The sequence below is a fragment of the Yaniella soli genome (assembly GCF_054782375.1).
The window spans coordinates 1-16,159 of record NZ_BAAGSP010000017.1 but is presented as its reverse complement, the minus strand read 5'-3'; the positions used below and the strand labels follow the sequence as shown (position 1 = coordinate 16,159).

Genomic DNA, 16,159 nt, shown 5'->3' with positions numbered 1-16,159 from the left:
GTCGCTGGAGGCGCCATGCAGGTCCAAGAAATATCCGCTGTAACCAGCAACTCCAATGACCTGGCTGCTGACCAAAAATCTGTCCCACCCACACGCAGAGCCGACAGCCAAACGTATGTTGCCTTGGTTGATGTGAATTCGTTTTTCGTCTCAGCAGAGCGTGTATTTGATCCAACCCTGGCAGACCGTCCGGTAGTCGTACTGTCCAATAACGACGGCTGCTGTGTTGCGCTGTCACCCGAGGCAAAAGCATTGGGGATTGAGATGGGTACGCCGTGGTTCAAGATATCTGCGGGGGCTGATCAAGTCGGCTTGGTAGCAAAATCCTCAAACTATGAACTCTACGGCTCGATGTCTGAAAAAGTGATGGGTATCCTCGCGCGATTCTCAGCGTGGATCGAGGTGTATTCCATCGATGAGGCATTTTTGGGCATCCGCGGCACCCTTGATGAGGTCCAGGTGCTGGGCAGACAGATGAAGGATGAAGTTCTGCGGTTAACCGGTCTGCCAGTCTGCGTGGGGATTGCGAAGACCAAAACTTTAGCGAAACTTGCGAATCAGACGGCGAAAAAGGTACCGGAGCTGGCTGGCGTATGTGTCTGGGATCGAGTTCCTGAGCTGACACGTGAACGACTCTTACGCAGGCTGCCGGTCATCGAGGTGTGGGGTATCGGCGTCAGGACGACGAAGAAGCTTAATGCCATGGGTATCATGACCGTCAAAGACTTTGTTGATGCCGACCCGGTGGCTATACGCGAGAAATTCTCCATCGTGCAAATGCGAACTTTATTGGAACTCCGAGGCACCCCCTGTATTGAGATGGTGTACGAAGAAGACCCCAAAGAGCAGCTGATCTTCTCACGCAGCTTCTCCCAGCCGGTGACCACCAAAGACGAGATGGAGCAAGTGCTGGGCATCTATGCGCAACGGGCATCGGGTCGGCTGCATCGTCACGGTCGCGAAGCCAAAGTGCTGACTGCCTGGGCGATGACCAGCGATTTCAATGATTATCAGTCCCATCAACCGGCGGCCACTGTCTCATTGCCGGGATACTCTGCTGACCCTGTGATGTTGACCAAAGCTGCCAAATCGCTGTTACCAAAGATCGTTGACGGCATCCGGTATGCGCGTGCCGGCGTCATGGTGACCGATCTCCGGGATGCAGGTCCACACCAGATGTTTGATGAATTCGTCTCGGCGCACGAAATGGCTGATGTCGGTGAACTCATCGAGACGATCCGACACGAGCAGGGCGCTTCGTCAATTGGTCTGGGTCGGGCAGGGTTGCAGCGCGGTCCGGCATGGCAGATGAAGCGCGAGATGATGTCACCGCGGTACACAACGCACTGGGATGAGCTGTTGGAAGTGAAGGCGAACTAAGGGCTCGGCATCCACTGGCGGATGTCTTGGACATCGTCAATTCTGGTCTGCGACGTCCCGGTTCGTGCCGCTTCAACAGTGACCTCTAAATGCTTGTAGGTCATCGGTCTAACTGGGACATGTGCTGCCAGTCCGCTGATCAGCTTTTGAACGATCTGCTCTAGTTCACCGTGTGTGGACCCAACGATCACCACAGCCTGACTCCCCCGAAAGGGCACAAGGTGGTCCAGACGATCTATCGGAAGTCGTTGGTAAGCGTCACCGAGAATTCGCCGAAACCTTGAACGTGTTCGCTCAAACGGGTACTGCATCTCCAATGCTCGATACATCGCGTGCGGCTGGCCTGCATCGAAGTCGTCATGACCTCGGTACGACACAACGTAGTGCGGATGTGGGGCGTGCAGTATCAGCTGGTCAAGCGGTGGGTGTTTCAGGCTCATTTTCGTCCTCCGGTCTTCGTTCCGACTGGCTCGACGTATTTGACCGGGCCAGTCCAGCCGCTACCCTCCAGGGCGGTGACCATACCGACAGTCCAGCTGGCATTATATGGGGTGGGTGGGCAGTCCACCGCGGTGCCTATCGCAACGTCAAACATACAGCCATATGTCAGCTCGATGGTGCGAGTGATGCCATTTCGTCCAAGCACATTGAGCAGCACGGTGATGGGCCGATCCTGTTGGTGCGCTGGCTGGTCCCAGAGGGCTTCGAGCTCTTCGATGCTGGGTATGGTGCTGGTCAGATCAAGGGTTGTCACGGTATTTCTCTCGGTCAACGGTGCGCCTGGTCGCACAGGGATATTCTTGGTCGCATTCGGTGCAATAAAACTCTTCGCCCTCGGTTCCGCAATCGCAGATTGGGTCGGGCAGATCGCTATAGGTTCTGCCACAGACATCGCACTCAGTCGAGGCGTGGAGCAATCCGATGCTGTGCAGGGTGGCCGCAGCGTCGGCTTGGGTGATGAAAGCGGGTCTGGCTTCAACCGCTAGCTCATGGGCACGGTCGGCCTGGTGGCGATCAATCCCCCATTCATCAAGGTATCGGTCGTCGAGTTCTGGCATGTCTTCGATGGCGCGTTCGGCCATCCATTGGGCAACGTCGTGGGTGATCATGCAGTGCCTCTCATGTTGGAATGTAGACTTTCAGCGATTCGCTCTAGTGCCACAGCTGTACGAACTTCGGGACTTGGGTTATCCAGCGGGGCGTTGGCCACCGCGTCTTCGTAGCGCTGATCATTGATGTGGTCAGCCCGGTCACGCAGCCAAGCAGCTTCACCGTTGTCGCCGATACTTTGAGTCCACCGATCATCTTTGGGTGGCGGGACAACACTGTGGTGCTCCAAGGATGTGGCTGCATCGGTCAGCGTCTTAGTCGCCGTGTCGATCTCATGAAGGTTGATGATCCTGATGAAGCCGCGGTGATGGTGAGCAGCGTCGCCGCCGTGGGTTGCAGCCATAGCTGTAGCGTATTGTTCGGCGAGGATGCTGATATTGCTTTGGGACATAGGGGCCTCCATAGGGTTGTGGCTAATGCTCTTATCTCTACGGTGTCCGGCGCGGATTTTCCCTATTCCCGAAAAGCGTTGGTGAAGCTCTTCCGAGCAGAAGTCAGCCATCGCGGCGTTGACCAGCACGCATCCATCCAGACTCTCTCAACCTCACCACGCGAGGAATCCCCCTCCTTTAGGTTGGGGAGGAATCGCGTGACATAACGCTATGAAGGGCGCTGCTGATTGCTGATGTATTGCTTCACAATGTCTAGGGGTGCGCCGCCGGCGGAGGCCGCGAAGTAGGACGGGGACCACAGGTTCTTGCCCCATAGCAAGTCGGCGAGTTGGTTGGGGTGGTCACGGCGGATGATTCGTGAGCTGACACCCTTTAGTGAATTCACCAGATCAGAGAGTCGTACTGCTGGCGGGTATTGGACTAGCAGGTGGACGTGATCAGCTTCGCCATTGAATTCCGACAGTGTGGCGCCGAAGTCTTCGCACACACTTTCCATAGACTGCTGACAGGTGGTAAGCACAGCATCAGTGAAGACTGCTTTACGGTATTTTGTGACAAAGACCAAGTGCGCATGAAGATGGTGCACAACATGGCGTCCCCTGCGAACATTAGGATCATATTTCCAGCGTGGCATACTCTCAATGATACAGACCAAGTGATAGAATTGCAGGTATGCAGCACACCACGATCCGCCTGAGACTGATGCCAGACACCGCGTCTGGTCAGTTGCTGCGCAAAACCTTAGAAGTCTGCAATGCTGAGGCGAATCGGATCAGTCAGGTGGCTCATGAGCGGAATATCCGCAACCAGTTTGATTTACAAAAAGTGGTTTATGGCGAAGCGAAAGCTGCTATCGGCGCCGCTCAACCAGTATGCCTGACAGTGTCGAAGGTCCACGGTGCTATCGCAGCCCACAAAGCGAATATCCGCAATGGCAACCGCGGGAAGAAGGGTTCAGCTCGGCGAGCCAAGGCCGAAGCCACGGTCATCCAGTTCCGCCCGGATGCCTCCCAACCCTATGATCAGCGCACCCTATCGCTGCGCATCGATGACAAAATCGCCAGCATCTGGGTCACCGATACCGGTGCTGGGAAGCCTGGCCGACTGAAAATCCCATTCACCTGCTGGGATCGCCATGCCGACCAGCTGCGTGAAGCCGCAAAAATCTTAGAAACCGACCTCGTACGACATCACCACGGCTGGTATCTGCACGTCACCATCGCCACACCAAAACCACAGACCTCCCTACCAGTCACCACCACCCCATCAGACTGGCTCGGCATTGATATGGGGTTAGAAAATCTTGCCTACGATTCTGATAACCACAGTTTCACCGGCAAAACCGTAGATGCCACCAGAACACGGCGCCTACACAACCGCACCTGGGCACAACAATTACTGTCCCAGCCAAATAACCGTACCGCTCACCGACTGTTGAAGTCCTGGAGTGGACGTGAACGACGGTTCGCCACCGACACCAACCACCGCATTTCCAAGAGCATCGTGCAATTGGCTTATCGCACCAACCGCGGCATCGCCCTCGAAACCCTCGATGGTATCCGCGACCGGGCACGGCACCGCAAGCCACAGCGAACACGATTCCACTCTTGGGCATTCCGGCAACTTGGTGAGTTCATCGTCTACAAAGCAGCGCAACTGGGTGTACCGGTCGTTTTTGTCAACCCCGCCTACACGTCCCAAACCTGCCACCAATGCGGCAACCGGGACAAAAAGGCACGCACCACCCAAGCACTCTACAAGTGCTCCAATGCATCCTGTGCCTACGCTGGGCACGCCGACCACAATGCTGCCATCAACATCCAACACCTCGCCCCCGAGGCATGGCAGCACCAACAAACTCAGGCCGTCAGTCACGCGGCTTAAGCAGCCTGACGCTATGACCTCGACCGTGGACCACCACAACCGCAGGCAGTCAGAGCGGCAGATACGCACACCGTTATCAGTGCAGTATCAAGCCTGGTCCTTCAGGGCCAGGTAGTTGACAAGCCCGTATCCACCAGGCACAGGACTTCTAGAATGCGACAATCCAAGCCATCGTTAGGAACGGTCGCCTGGCGACTCGACGGTTACGGTGGCTGGTTTCCAAGCAATGATTTGGTCCGCTGCGATATCGGTCCACTGCATCCCCGTATCAGTTACGCCCATCCATGTCCCAGAGCTGGTCAGCATGGCTGCTGGCAAGGTGACATCTCCCTCTTCGTCGGTTTCGATGACCAAATCACCGATGACGGTGCCGTACGGGAGTTTTTTGGGTGGGATTCTCTGACTCATGGTTTCACCGTGTCCGGTCTCAGAATTGCACTGCTTTGAAAAGGTCAACACCGGGGTTCACCATCGGTTTGATAAGGGGCATGAACAAGCCCTGTGCCCAAACCTCACCCTGGGAAATCCAGTGCACCGCGACTGCCTTGCGTTTTGCATCAAAGGCCAGTGATAGCGATTGATTCTTTCGCGTGGCTCGGGTGTCACTCACCGTGGTGAGCGCTTTGAAATGCATCGGGTCATAGACGTTCAGGACTGATTCTGGCGCTTTGTCGAAGTCGAAGGCGGTCAACAGTCGGTCAACATCCGGGAATCGCTGATCGGTGATGAGGTCATAGGTTATGGAGGAATCATCGTCGCTATTGTTCAGCTCTCCCACCGTGATGCTGTCTTCGGTGCATACCAGCTCGGCTATTGGTAGCGGCTCGTCTTTGATTTTGGCGGTGTCACGTAATGCGAGTTCGATTTCTTTCAGATCTTCGGCACCAATGATGCCAAATGACTGATCGGGAATCTCATCGCTGATGTCATCTCCGAAGGTGACTGCGGTGTCTGCGCTGATGTTGACCTGCATCATCTTTGCGGTGTCTGTGGCCTCCAGCACCAGTGTGCCGCGCCGTGCCACAAGGTGTGCGCCGTCCAGCGGTAGATGGTTGGCGTTTTTCGGTAGAGTCTTCGGCGCAAAGTGCATGATGTTTTTTACAGCATTATGCAGGTCGCGGATGGGTAATGTGATGGTTCTTGTCTCGGTCATTTTAGCTTCCGTTGCTGGGATTGTCTGGTCCCTTTGACAGTGTCCGGCATGACCTTCGCTTACAAGACAGAGGCCCCGCCAGTCTGTTGCAGCTCGGTGAACCACCTGGTGATCGGTGACAGCGTTGCTTCACGCATGTGCAAGATGGCTGCATTTCGGATGGTGGCGTCGCAGTGCTCAAACGTCTTGAAGCTGTCGGCTTTGAGCCAGATTTTGAGCTGATGTTTTTCCTGGCTGCTTATAGAGACACCGGACAAGAATTCAACATCTTTGTGTTGCTTCCACTGACCTATCACGGCAGGTATCGATAATGTGATCGAGGTTTCATCTGCCGGGTCAAATTCCAACATGTAGACCCTGCTATAAGTTGTCGCTGAGCCGTCTGGGTACTCGTTGTCGTATATCCCCCAGCTGTCGATGGTGTCGCCTAGCTCAAACGGTGTTTCAAGGATGGTAATAATCGAGATTTCGGCTCCTACAGTGTTGGATTTGAACAGATTTTAAGCGAATGCTAGATCGCGACGATTCGTTGCCGTGACGCTCATCCACTGCGTCAACGTGTTGGAAAGTTCGGTGAGCACGTGACGCGGGATGGTGTCGGTGTCGATAGTGGTATCCATGGCTTTTGTGTGCTGCTCATCGGCGGTATTGACATTGGTTCGGTACGCCGCGGAGACGACACCTCGGGCGACACGTCGTGGCTGGTGGATGGTGGAGGTTGAGATGGTGAGTTGGCTTTGGCCATCGTGCAGGCTGATGATCGTCAGCACGGTGAACTGGTCGATGTTGAGCTGTCGGATGTCAACGTCGATCTCATGTCGGAATTGGGTGTGTTCGGCAACCATCGAGGTGATCGCTCGGGCGAGGTTTCGCGTGAATTCAGGAGGTTGTGTAGACATGGGTTTGAATGTTCTTTCATGAAAAAGTGTGGTGGCATGGCAAAACACCCGGTAAGCCGGGTTTGCCTTTCAAGTGTCCGGGGTGCCGACTGGCTACGGTGTCGGCTGCTGCGTGGCGTTCTTTCCGGCGACGTGTTGGTCGAGAACTTCTTGGATTGAAGCGAGATGGCGACCGTCTTCGCTATACACCGAGCTGGTCCAATGCCAGAAGCCATATTCACACTTGTAGTACGTCGCTGGCCCGAGGTTTCTGCCCTGTTCCCCGAGGAAATAGCGCTGGTTCCGGGCTTCGGTCATACTGTTATGGCGTTGTTTGCCGCACTTGCAGGTTTGGAGCGTTCTGGATTTTTGTTGCTTCGACATGGCAAAGCTGCCGCCTTTCACATTCAAGGAGTTCTTTTCTTCCCCTCAACGGTGTCCGGCGACAACCTTTAGGTGGTGCGGTGATTAGGATTTCTTGGATTTGACACCACGTGCCACGAAGATGCCGATGATCACGACGGCAACTGCACCGATGGCTGGCACCGGGTTGTCTTGCGCCCAGCCCATTGGGTCATCCATGGCTGCTTCGTAGTCGGTCAAAGCGATACTGTCAGCATCTGCACTATCAGCGCCCTGTGAGGTATCGACTGCATCAGCATCAACGGCTGACATTGCGACTGCTGGTTGAGCAATAGTGTCGGCGCACTCTTCGTCGGACAACACCGAGGCTGCAACGTCATGCTCGGCCTGGTCCATGGTCAGATCGTACTTGTGCTTGACCAGGACGTTGGTTGCAACGTAATCGCAGTACAGCGCCTGGTTGGGTGGTAAGTAGTTGTTGACATCGGCATCGGATTTTGATTGGTTTTCCGAGGCGATGACGGCCAGAAGGTTCTCCTTATCCTGGTAGAAGGCTTGTTTGGTGTCAGCATCCCAATCTGCGCCACCTGAGCGGTGAGCTTCGCCGACTGGAACTATGTGGTCGATGTCAAATGGGGTGCGGTTGAAGTCTGCTGCGTCGCGGTCGTGCTCGACAAACTCACCGGAGTATGGATCAACGGCGGTTCCAAAGGTCAGTGAGCAGTCATCAATGACTTGTGACTCTGGTTCGGTGTCGCGGATCAGAATGTCTTCTTGGGTGGTGCATCCGGTTCCGTCGGCGTCAACCCATCCGCTGGGTGCCCAGCTGTCACGGTCGTAGGTGTCCATTCCCTGTTCTTCGGCGATGGTGATGTCATCCAGCAGATCGATGGCGAGGTCTCCCCCAGTGGCATGTGCTGGGGCCGCGATGAAGCTGGTGGCGGCGATAACGGCTGTGGCTGCAAGAGTCTTTGAAATGTTCATACCCATAACGTGTCCGGCATGATTCGTGCTGGTCACCGATGGACAGCGTTGGTCACTGGTAATCGCCGTCAAACCGCTTGAACGTGCCAATCCGTTGAAATCGCTCCATGTCTCGTGCGCGCTGTTGTTGACGACGATCAGATCGAGAAGTAATGCTTGTCGTTCAGTGGTGCTGGAAATTCCAGTGTTGGCTGGTCCATGGTGGTCACTTACGCTGGGCTACTCTGATGGCCTGGTGGACGCTGTCAACCCCTTGTATTCAAATGCCCGTCGATAATCGCACGGTGCAGCGTTTCCACTAACGATTGGAAATCGTTTGGCATACTGGTCCTGCTAATGATGTGCTGACGATGTGTCGAGAGACTTCCCACGATAGGTGCTTTGCGATACCTCTGGATGCTGAACTGCTCCCCATAGTCCAAATAGGTGATTTCCCAGTGCGCCTTTCGTTGACAGCGACTCATGGCCTGCAAGTCGTCGAACGGGATGACGCTTGTTTTGATTTGGTAGCCGTCTTCGATAAGTTCTGAGTCTTCTACTTCGGCCATCCTCTTGCCGAATACATCGGTGATAGCGTCTGGCCCGACGCCTGTAATTTGGCCGGCGAAAAGTATCAGGAATCGCGGTACCTCGGGGTTAACCGATGTTTTGATGAAATGGTCACCATCCCGGATAGTGCTGGCCAACTGCTGAAACCCTGGGTATTGCTGTGAATACCTTGTGCTGGGAGTGGAGTTCATGCGTTGACCGGTTCGGTTAGCCGCCAGGTGGTGACATTGTACTGGTCTGTTGGACCGAGAATGTCTAATGCCCCCGCAGCTCCCTTGACCTCGATGGTTGTGCCGGTATCTAATTCGATGCGGTGGATCAGCGTCTCGTTGGTCTGGGCGTGGGACGAGTCGATCAGGCGCTCCCACTGACTTGCAGGGTTGATTGGTTTCGCTGCTGGTGAGGCGTATCGTAGCGCCATCTCTACCCAGGTGTCGAAGCTGTCTGGCTGGCGAATGGTGTGGGTGGTGACTTCTTTGTAGTAACCATGTTTGGGGTCGGCAAAGAACATCCAACCAGTGTCAGCACACAACACCCAGTGGTGCACGTTCACATCGGGGAACTGTCCTGATGCGACCTGGTGGTACATCATCACGTAGTCGTCATTGTCATCTTGGGACTCTGCCAGGATTGCACCGCCGTGGTCACGGATGGTGTCTTTGGACATCGTGTCGATGATGCCCTCGGTGGCGATCAACGTTCCGTCGGAAAGATGGTTGACTCGTCGGACGGTATCGCCGGGTTGGGCGTATTGGAGCAGTTCGGCAAAGCTGCTGTCGGCTTCGGCTGCGTGGCGGGGAAACTCGGTGGTGATAGTCATGATGTGACAGTGTCCGGCGTCAATTCGAGCCGCGCTGTTCTGCGATGTCTTGCGCTATTTCTTGGATGTCAAAAAAGACTTCCGATGTGTTGGTGAGCCTTCCGGTGGCGTACAGGTCATGCATCGCCAGTGCCAGGCTCTGGACATCTATCTGAAGCCAGGCGTTGTCGCCTATAATCCGAGACAGCAACTTCCAAGGCAGGACGCCAAGGAATCGCTGATATGAAAACAGCTCCTTCTGCTCGGTGCCCTTTCGGTATTCCAGTCGATACGAGACATTGCCACCAAGAGATGACATAGCCTTGTGGTCATGGTGGTCAAAAGAGCTCGTGAGAATCTTTGCGCCATGTTGCACTCGAAGATCGTCGTTTCGGGAAGCCAACACCTCGTCGAATGAATCAGTGATCTCATTGGCGCCAATCTTGCGAACCTTGCCTGCAACGAACGTCAGCGTACCGTGCGCGGGGTGGATGGTGGTCTTTGCAAAATAGTCGCCCCGCTCCAAGGTGCTCGACAGTGCGTCGAAGTTCTGGTTGATCACAGGGGTTTTCGGGCTGTTGCGACTCTCTGGTGTAACGCTCATGGTGTCACCGTGTCCGGCACAAGCCACTCCACAAGCTCCAGCAATTGAAACCCCATAAGTCGGTATTCGGCCAACCCAGCGCCTTCCAGCTGGTGGACCTGATGAAAATCAGTGCGGAAGAACGTGCCGTGGACGGATGGGTGAAAGATGCCACGTTGGCCGGTACTGACATCGGTTGCTTCGAGGTGCTGTGTCATGCGAAAAACATCTCGACGAATAGTCCGATGAGGCCGTTAAAAACTACGAGCATCAAGGCACCCAAAATACTGAGTCGTGCTACAAGCTCACGGCCATCGTAAAGGGCATTGGAGGGGTTTCTATGAAGTGAGATCACGCTGACGACGGCGATGAGAGACAGTGCAACGGATATACTGAGCACCAAGGGCCACAACAGTGGTGCGTGGCTGATCGCTGATTCGAGGGCTTCACGGAGGTTGTTCATATTTTCAAAGTGTCCGGCGAACAATCTCTGATACTGGTGTCCCCTATTTCTTTACCTTCTTGACTTCACGTTTCGCCTTGGCCACGGCTGCTTCGATGACGCCTGTGATGATGTCGTTGATTGAAGATTCCATCGTTTGGGATTCTCCCATGTCGGCATCCGGGTCGATGGTGTCAACATAGTCGATCTTGCGAGCTAACACGTTGTGGACTTGCTCATCAAAGGTGCCTACGGCCACCATGTGCGTGACCTCCACCAGCTTCTCCTGGCCGATACGATCTGCTCGGTCCATTGCCTGAGCGTTGATACCTGGGGTCCACCAGTGCTCTACGAAAACGATGCGGTGCGAACGGGTTAGCGTCACGCCGACACCAGCAGCTTTGATCGAGGCGATGAGCACATCGATCTGGCCGTCTTGGAAGTCTTCGACGATTGCGCCGCGCTGATCGGCTGAGGTGGCACCATCCAACACATCAATTTCGTAGTCTGTCTCGTCTAACAGGGTGTCATAGAGTTCGTTGATGACATCCTGGTGGTGAGCAAAGATGATCAACGGTGAGCTGTCGTCTTGTCGCATCAGCGTCTCGATCACGCCAAGCGCCGGTTCGATCTTTGACCGACCTGCCGCCCTGAACATCGGTGACATGACACCCATGCCAAAGGTGTCAGCAAATTCCTCTATGTCACCGGGTGACATCTTTGCGGTTTCATCGATGCCGCCGACTTTTTCGATGATGTTGTCGATTACTTCAACGTGAGCTTTGCGGTACTCGGTGGTGGAGACATCAAACAGGCGCCAGTCATGATCTTTACCTTTGAGATGCGGCAGGAGTTCGGCCTTAGTTTTCTTCACCCACAGCTCGCGCAGATTATCGGCCAGCTCCGGAAGATTCTTCTTCAGCGGTTTGTGCTTGCCGAAATGATCGACTGTTGTGTAGCGCTGCATGTAATTCCCATAGGAGCCAAACCGTGCTTCTAATTGCCCGGTAATTGCCATGGGGTTGGCCATCTCGCCAGGGTGGGAGTCCGACGGTGTCCCGGTGACGGCAAGGCGCTGGCCAACAGGTAGGGTGCGTGCCAGTTCTCTTGCTGCAATGGAGCGTTGCGATTCCCAGGTGGCGTACTCATGGGCTTCGTCAAAGATCATGGCATCGGGATCAAACTCGGCGATGAGTTCTCGCACATCTTCGCGCTGAAGTAGTGATGACGGCACCACCAGCGACCCGACCTCGGGTAGATCGGGAAGTTTCCGTCCAGTGGAAACGCGACGGACCCAGGGGCCTGATTCGGCGGATTTGAACTGTCCCGGTTGCTGATCGGGGTGGGTGAGAGCAAACACTGGGGAGAGCCACTGGTTGATTTCAGATACCCAGTTGGTGGCCACAATCGGAGGGCAAACCACGAGCAACCTTTGGGTGTCCATCAGATCAACGGCGGCCAGGGCAATACAGGTTTTACCTGCTCCCATATCGTGGCAGACAAGCTTTCGTGTGGTGGCCACTGCGTAGGCAGATGCTTGTTGGAATGGTCTGAGCTGGTGCGTTTCGCCTCCGAAGCCTGCACGTTGGTGGCCGAAAAGTTCTGCGGCCTCGTCTAATAGCTCCTGGTCTCCCTGGGAGGTCACCTCGGCTAAGTCTTCGATGAGATCGGGGTCGTGGTCGTCAAAGGGGTGTTGCAGCATGTGGTGTGCTTCGTCGTGGATTTGGTCTTCCACGTCGGTTATCAACCCGCGGACCAGTAGGCGTTTGCCATCTGACAGGTCGGTGGCATCGACGATGAAGCTTTGATGTGCTTTGGACCAGGCTGCTCCGCGGCCAATGTCTGCTGCGACATCTTGGTATCCAGCAAAGCGTGGGTAGACTCGGTACGCTCCGGCGCCGTGCGGGACTGCAACGGGGTGCCAGCGATCATCAAGTTCAGTGTCAATGAAGAAGCCGAGGCCTTCTAACACGTCATTGGGGTGCTTTGTGGTCCCGGTGCCGGTGATTGACCACATCTTGTTCTGGGGGTTCCAGGTACGTGAGGGTAGCGCTTTGACCGCATCCACCAGCATCTTGCCATTGTCGGCCCTTGCATTGAAACTGAACTGTACATCGACGCGGGGAATCAGGGGGTCATCAATAAATTGGGCTTCAACCATGTCTACTCAGTGTCCGGCAGGCACAAAACCGCCCACCAGATCGAAAGACCTGATGGGCGGTTTTACTCTTGCAGAAAGGTTCTAGCGGAAATTCTTAGTCATCGTAGCTGCTGCGTGAGCGACGTGATGCACCCGAGGAACGGGATGAACGTGAGCCGCCTGAGCGCGATCTAGAGCTACGTGAGCTACCCGATCGTGAGTTGCGTGACCCCGATGAACGAGACGTGCGCGAGCCAGAGGAACGTGAGCCTGAGCTACGGGACGAGCGGGAAGAGCGACGTGGCTTTTCCTCTTCTTCATCCTGAACGTCATCAGCGTCGTCTTCGACCTGATCGTCCATCTCTTCATCGGCATCTTCTGGTTCTTCGTTGCGTCCGCGTCGGCGGCCACCGGAATTGCGTCCGGAGCGACCTCGGCTAGAGCGCGATGAACGACCAGAGTTTGCGTGTCCGTCATCTTCGATCATTGCAGTGTGCCACATCAGTGAGATTGATGCTTCCACGACGTTGAGGCCGATGTGAGTCTTATCGACCTCTTCTCCCCTCTGGTTTTCACCTGGCTGGGAGAATGGGCGGGCGCGGCATTCTAGGTTGACGCGAGGAAACTTGCCGGTTTCATCTTTGATCGCCGAAATACTGTCGGCCAGGTTGACCGCCTGACGACCGAAGATAGTGAATGGGTAAGGATCGGAGATGTCGTACTTGTTCGTTTCCGTGTTGAAACGATCTTCAAAGACCGTACCTACGGCACGCACATCTTCGATGTTGTCTTCGATATTTTCTTCGCCATACAAGAGGAGGTCTCCAGCGACATTGCCTTTGACGGTGAACGTTGATGCCATCGTTTTGTATCTTTCTCTTCGTTTTGTCCGACCACCCCGCCTCGATGCGGGGCTGTGGTTGGTGACTTGTTTGCCACCTGGTTTTACTGTGTCCGGCAGATTTCCTGGTGAACTTCCGGGAACTCTGCTGGCCGTATCTATTCAGTGTCCGGCGGACTTCTACGAGGTTCGTTTCGCGACTTCCGTCGGCCTATATGTTCAGTGTCCGGCGCGCTTTTTGGATCGTCTTTTCGGCTTGTTGCCTGCCAGATCAGCGCGCTCAACTGGGGTGAGTCCACCGAACATTCCGTAGCGGGAATAATGGGTGGTGCCTTCTTCAAATTTCATAGCAGCCTCCAAACACTGGGTGAGGACGGGACACGTATTGCAGATGCTTCGGGCCGTATCGAACTGAATGTCGTGCGCTGAGGTGCCGCCCTTAGTTGCTGGGAAAAAGACTTCTGGGTCAACTTGGGCACACAGAGCCTCGTCAACCCAGCTATCGGCGACGGTCGGGGGCATGGGCTGGTCGATGTTGGGAGATGATGCGATAGTCATGCTTGTTCAGTGTCCGGAACGTCCAACGCGGTTGATCTCAGCCCAGTTGATGGTGTTGGCGTCTGTGAAATTCGGTGGACTGATCGAAGTCTCAGCCGTTAATCTTCGTCATCCACGATGGCATCGTCGTAGTAAATCTCGATCTTCGGTGCCTGACGCCCATAGCCGTCCACGAGGCTGGTGTCTTTGGTGCCGGGGCCGCTGTTGTTCGTCTTTCGCTTCGGCGTCCCCTGGTGCATGAATGTGTGGAGGTTGGACTGGAATTTGTCGAGGCGCTTGTACTGTCCACCCTTGGTCGTGTCGTTATGGACGATGAATGAATAGTCAGAGTCTTGGATCGGGTCCGATGCACCCTCGCCCTGGCCAGCTGTTCGAAGTGAGTAACCAGTGAGCTGGGCGATCTTCGATACGTCGTCATCGTCAAGCTTGCGGTCAGCTTGGATGCGGATCGCCTGTGGCTCCATGGGATCAACACCGTCTCGGAAGCGGTGGAAGGTTCGGCCCTTGGAGACCACGGTGTCAAAGACCTCGCCTGAAAGGCCAGCGTCACTGGTGACGTTGACAGGGTTATCTGGGCTGCCTAACGGGTGCTGAACCGTCTCAGGATGCACTGTAACGGCCTGGGAAGGTTGTTTCGTGGAATAACCGTCAAATGCCTCTGGGTGGCGCTGGTTCAGCAGATTGCGTGCGTAGTGGGCTGCTTCTGGCTCCATTGATGCTAGTGCGTTGCGCAGAGCTGCTGCTCCGACAGGATCATAGCCAAGCCGTTGGTGGCCGATCTGCGAGGTGATGGCCCGGATGTTTTGCGGGGTGAAGTCACGAGATTTCTGAACTGCTGTCACCAGGTCTTCGCCGATGCGTTCAAACTCATGGTCGGTGATCGCGGTAGCTTCTCGGGTGACGTGTTCCGCAGCTTGATCTGAAACCAACGGCAGTGGTGGCAGCGTGACACCCTGGGGTTCGGAGTGGTGCTTGTTGTCGTACTGCCCAGAGGTTCGACGGTTGCCCTGTTGAGCCTGCTGCGCAGCTGTCATCTGATTCGCCATGCACAGTCAGTGTCCGGGGTTGAGGTGAGTTCGTCCGGCGCAAGACTTGAGTGTGGTTGACATACCCCCTGGGGGTATTAATTTTGCTGGTTAACAGTATGTATGTGTTAAGAAACTCTTTCACATACACATACATACAGTCCTCTCGTTTTCATGCCCCATACTCCTCTGACCATGCTATTTCGCCTATAACCATGCTCTGTGCAGTCTCAACCATCCTTTATGTATATCTGTCCATGCTCTACACACCCCTACTTCCGCCCTATTGCAACGATGTACACACATATGACCATGAAGACCATGCTATTTGTGACCCTGTTTCCTACCTGTATCAATCCTCTTCACATACCCTGCGTTTTCTGACCTCGTGTATGTCCTAATTATTTGTCTTAATTAGGACATACTTTTTCATCCCTCTTTTTCTTTTCTTTTTAATTCCCTATACACATGGTTCCGCAAAAACCATGGTCTGATGGTCAAGGTCGTCTACATCGTTGTAATAGAAGGCATCCGCTCTGACCATGCTGTAAAAATTTTCATGCCCGTGACCATGCTTTTCATGGTCGAGGTCAAATAATCGTCCAAAAACTGCAAATTTGACCGAAAACTGCTGTGACCGTCGTCACACGTGTTTTGTCTTGTATGTCCTAATTATTCGTGAATTTGCAGAAATGACTTGACAGCATGTGCTACGCTTACTGAAGAGATTTACAAATTCAACGTTCATTCAGGTAAGCGTAGCAACCCAATAATTAGGACATACGCTGTAATCACCGTAAAAACCAGCTTTCTTCTGCTGACCGGACCTGTGAAACCTCTTGAACTTTGAACATTTCTCGATTTCGACAACGCTCAAAGTCATTTTTCAGTGCAAATCTTCTGCTTGAATAGTCGTAAAACAGCTTTGTGATCGCCCCTCGACTGTCTTATCTGCCATAAAGGGTTCGGAAATTTTGCACCTCTAGACTCAAACCGTCAGTGCAACACCCCTAGTCAACTTATGTTAGAGGTGGGTTATGGCGAAAATAGGACGGCCTGGACTTCCGGAGACCCAACG

General features: G+C 54.5%; 22 protein-coding genes. 3 read left to right on the top strand and 19 right to left on the bottom strand.

Translation table 11 applies throughout. The annotated features are described in order from the left end of the window. Positions 1-15: 15 nt before the first annotated feature. Positions 16-1,380 (top strand): Y-family DNA polymerase, encoded by a 1,365-nt coding sequence (locus tag ACYVJT_RS09905; RefSeq protein WP_343957426.1) that lies wholly within the window; start codon positions 16-18, stop codon positions 1,378-1,380. On the opposite strand, the gene ACYVJT_RS09900 is transcribed toward ACYVJT_RS09905, so the two are convergent. The 5 genes from ACYVJT_RS09900 to tnpA all read right to left on the bottom strand — a co-directional run bounded on the left by ACYVJT_RS09900 (position 1,377) and on the right by tnpA (position 3,516). Next, entirely contained in the window at positions 1,377-1,820 is a 444-nt protein-coding gene (locus tag ACYVJT_RS09900) for a hypothetical protein (protein ID WP_343957428.1), read from the bottom strand. The two genes, ACYVJT_RS09905 and ACYVJT_RS09900, sit on opposite strands and share 4 nt — an antisense overlap. After that, on the bottom strand, positions 1,817-2,134 hold the full coding sequence (locus tag ACYVJT_RS09895) for a hypothetical protein (RefSeq protein WP_343957430.1): 318 nt from the start codon (positions 2,132-2,134) through the stop codon (positions 1,817-1,819). Before ACYVJT_RS09895 ends, ACYVJT_RS09900 begins: the two co-directional genes overlap by 4 nt. After that, the gene (locus ACYVJT_RS09890; RefSeq protein ID WP_343957432.1) at positions 2,121-2,489 is read right to left on the bottom strand and encodes a hypothetical protein; all 369 of its coding nucleotides are present in this window, start codon (positions 2,487-2,489) and stop codon (positions 2,121-2,123) included. The genes ACYVJT_RS09895 and ACYVJT_RS09890 overlap by 14 nt, the downstream gene beginning before the upstream one ends. Next, positions 2,486-2,881, bottom strand: a complete 396-nt coding sequence (locus ACYVJT_RS09885) for a hypothetical protein (RefSeq protein WP_343957434.1) — start codon at positions 2,879-2,881, stop codon at positions 2,486-2,488. The genes ACYVJT_RS09890 and ACYVJT_RS09885 overlap by 4 nt, the downstream gene beginning before the upstream one ends. Before the next feature lie 209 nt (positions 2,882-3,090). After that, on the bottom strand, positions 3,091-3,516 hold the full coding sequence (gene tnpA, locus ACYVJT_RS09880) for an IS200/IS605 family transposase (RefSeq protein ID WP_343957436.1): 426 nt from the start codon (positions 3,514-3,516) through the stop codon (positions 3,091-3,093). A 38-nt stretch (positions 3,517-3,554) separates the two neighbouring features. On the opposite strand from tnpA, the gene ACYVJT_RS09875 reads away from it, so the two are divergent. Then, on the top strand, positions 3,555-4,766 hold the full coding sequence (locus ACYVJT_RS09875; RefSeq protein WP_343957439.1) for an RNA-guided endonuclease InsQ/TnpB family protein: 1,212 nt from the start codon (positions 3,555-3,557) through the stop codon (positions 4,764-4,766). Between the two features lie 174 nt (positions 4,767-4,940). Here the strand turns inward: ACYVJT_RS09875 and ACYVJT_RS09870 are convergent, their stop codons facing one another. From ACYVJT_RS09870 to ACYVJT_RS09855, 4 genes are all read right to left on the bottom strand, one after another. Next, entirely contained in the window at positions 4,941-5,174 is a 234-nt protein-coding gene (locus tag ACYVJT_RS09870; protein WP_343957441.1) for a hypothetical protein, read from the bottom strand. 19 nt (positions 5,175-5,193) lie between these two features. Further along, positions 5,194-5,919: a hypothetical protein gene (locus tag ACYVJT_RS09865; protein ID WP_343957443.1), complete on the bottom strand. Its 726-nt coding sequence runs from the start codon at positions 5,917-5,919 to the stop codon at positions 5,194-5,196. Positions 5,920-5,978: 59 nt separating this feature from the next. After that, positions 5,979-6,269: a hypothetical protein gene (locus tag ACYVJT_RS09860; protein ID WP_343957446.1), complete on the bottom strand. Its 291-nt coding sequence runs from the start codon at positions 6,267-6,269 to the stop codon at positions 5,979-5,981. Positions 6,270-6,419: 150 nt separating this feature from the next. Beyond that, positions 6,420-6,818, bottom strand: a complete 399-nt coding sequence (locus ACYVJT_RS09855) for a hypothetical protein (protein ID WP_343957449.1) — start codon at positions 6,816-6,818, stop codon at positions 6,420-6,422. Between the two features lie 201 nt (positions 6,819-7,019). Between ACYVJT_RS09855 and ACYVJT_RS09850 the strand changes: the two genes are divergently transcribed. After that, a complete protein-coding gene (locus ACYVJT_RS09850; RefSeq protein ID WP_343957451.1) occupies positions 7,020-7,253 on the top strand; it encodes a hypothetical protein in 234 nt (77 codons plus the stop codon). 12 nt (positions 7,254-7,265) lie between these two features. On the opposite strand, the gene ACYVJT_RS09845 is transcribed toward ACYVJT_RS09850, so the two are convergent. From ACYVJT_RS09845 to ACYVJT_RS09800, 10 genes are all read right to left on the bottom strand, one after another. Beyond that, positions 7,266-8,144 (bottom strand): HNH endonuclease family protein, encoded by an 879-nt coding sequence (locus ACYVJT_RS09845; RefSeq protein ID WP_499418349.1) that lies wholly within the window; start codon positions 8,142-8,144, stop codon positions 7,266-7,268. 245 nt (positions 8,145-8,389) lie between these two features. Then, positions 8,390-8,830 carry a hypothetical protein gene (locus tag ACYVJT_RS09840; RefSeq protein WP_343957456.1) on the bottom strand — a complete coding sequence of 147 codons (441 nt, stop codon included), beginning with the start codon at positions 8,828-8,830 and terminating at the stop codon, positions 8,390-8,392. Between the two features lie 50 nt (positions 8,831-8,880). Then, positions 8,881-9,513, bottom strand: coding sequence for a hypothetical protein (locus tag ACYVJT_RS09835; protein ID WP_343957458.1), 633 nt, complete (start codon positions 9,511-9,513; stop codon positions 8,881-8,883). Positions 9,514-9,532: 19 nt separating this feature from the next. Beyond that, positions 9,533-10,096: a hypothetical protein gene (locus ACYVJT_RS09830; protein ID WP_343957460.1), complete on the bottom strand. Its 564-nt coding sequence runs from the start codon at positions 10,094-10,096 to the stop codon at positions 9,533-9,535. Continuing rightward, complete coding sequence (locus tag ACYVJT_RS09825) at positions 10,093-10,293, bottom strand: hypothetical protein (protein WP_343957462.1); 201 nt, start codon at positions 10,291-10,293, stop codon at positions 10,093-10,095. The genes ACYVJT_RS09830 and ACYVJT_RS09825 overlap by 4 nt, the downstream gene beginning before the upstream one ends. Next, the gene (locus ACYVJT_RS09820) at positions 10,290-10,538 is read right to left on the bottom strand and encodes a hypothetical protein (RefSeq protein WP_343957464.1); all 249 of its coding nucleotides are present in this window, start codon (positions 10,536-10,538) and stop codon (positions 10,290-10,292) included. The genes ACYVJT_RS09825 and ACYVJT_RS09820 overlap by 4 nt, the downstream gene beginning before the upstream one ends. Positions 10,539-10,581: 43 nt before the next feature. Next, complete coding sequence (locus ACYVJT_RS09815) at positions 10,582-12,678, bottom strand: DEAD/DEAH box helicase (RefSeq protein WP_343957466.1); 2,097 nt, start codon at positions 12,676-12,678, stop codon at positions 10,582-10,584. 94 nt (positions 12,679-12,772) lie between these two features. Next, positions 12,773-13,519, bottom strand: a complete 747-nt coding sequence (locus ACYVJT_RS09810) for a hypothetical protein (RefSeq protein WP_343957468.1) — start codon at positions 13,517-13,519, stop codon at positions 12,773-12,775. Between the two features lie 198 nt (positions 13,520-13,717). Next, entirely contained in the window at positions 13,718-14,056 is a 339-nt protein-coding gene (locus ACYVJT_RS09805; RefSeq protein WP_343957470.1) for a WhiB family transcriptional regulator, read from the bottom strand. Between the two features lie 98 nt (positions 14,057-14,154). Further along, positions 14,155-15,102, bottom strand: coding sequence for a hypothetical protein (locus tag ACYVJT_RS09800; RefSeq protein ID WP_343957472.1), 948 nt, complete (start codon positions 15,100-15,102; stop codon positions 14,155-14,157). Positions 15,103-16,159 lie beyond the last annotated feature (1,057 nt).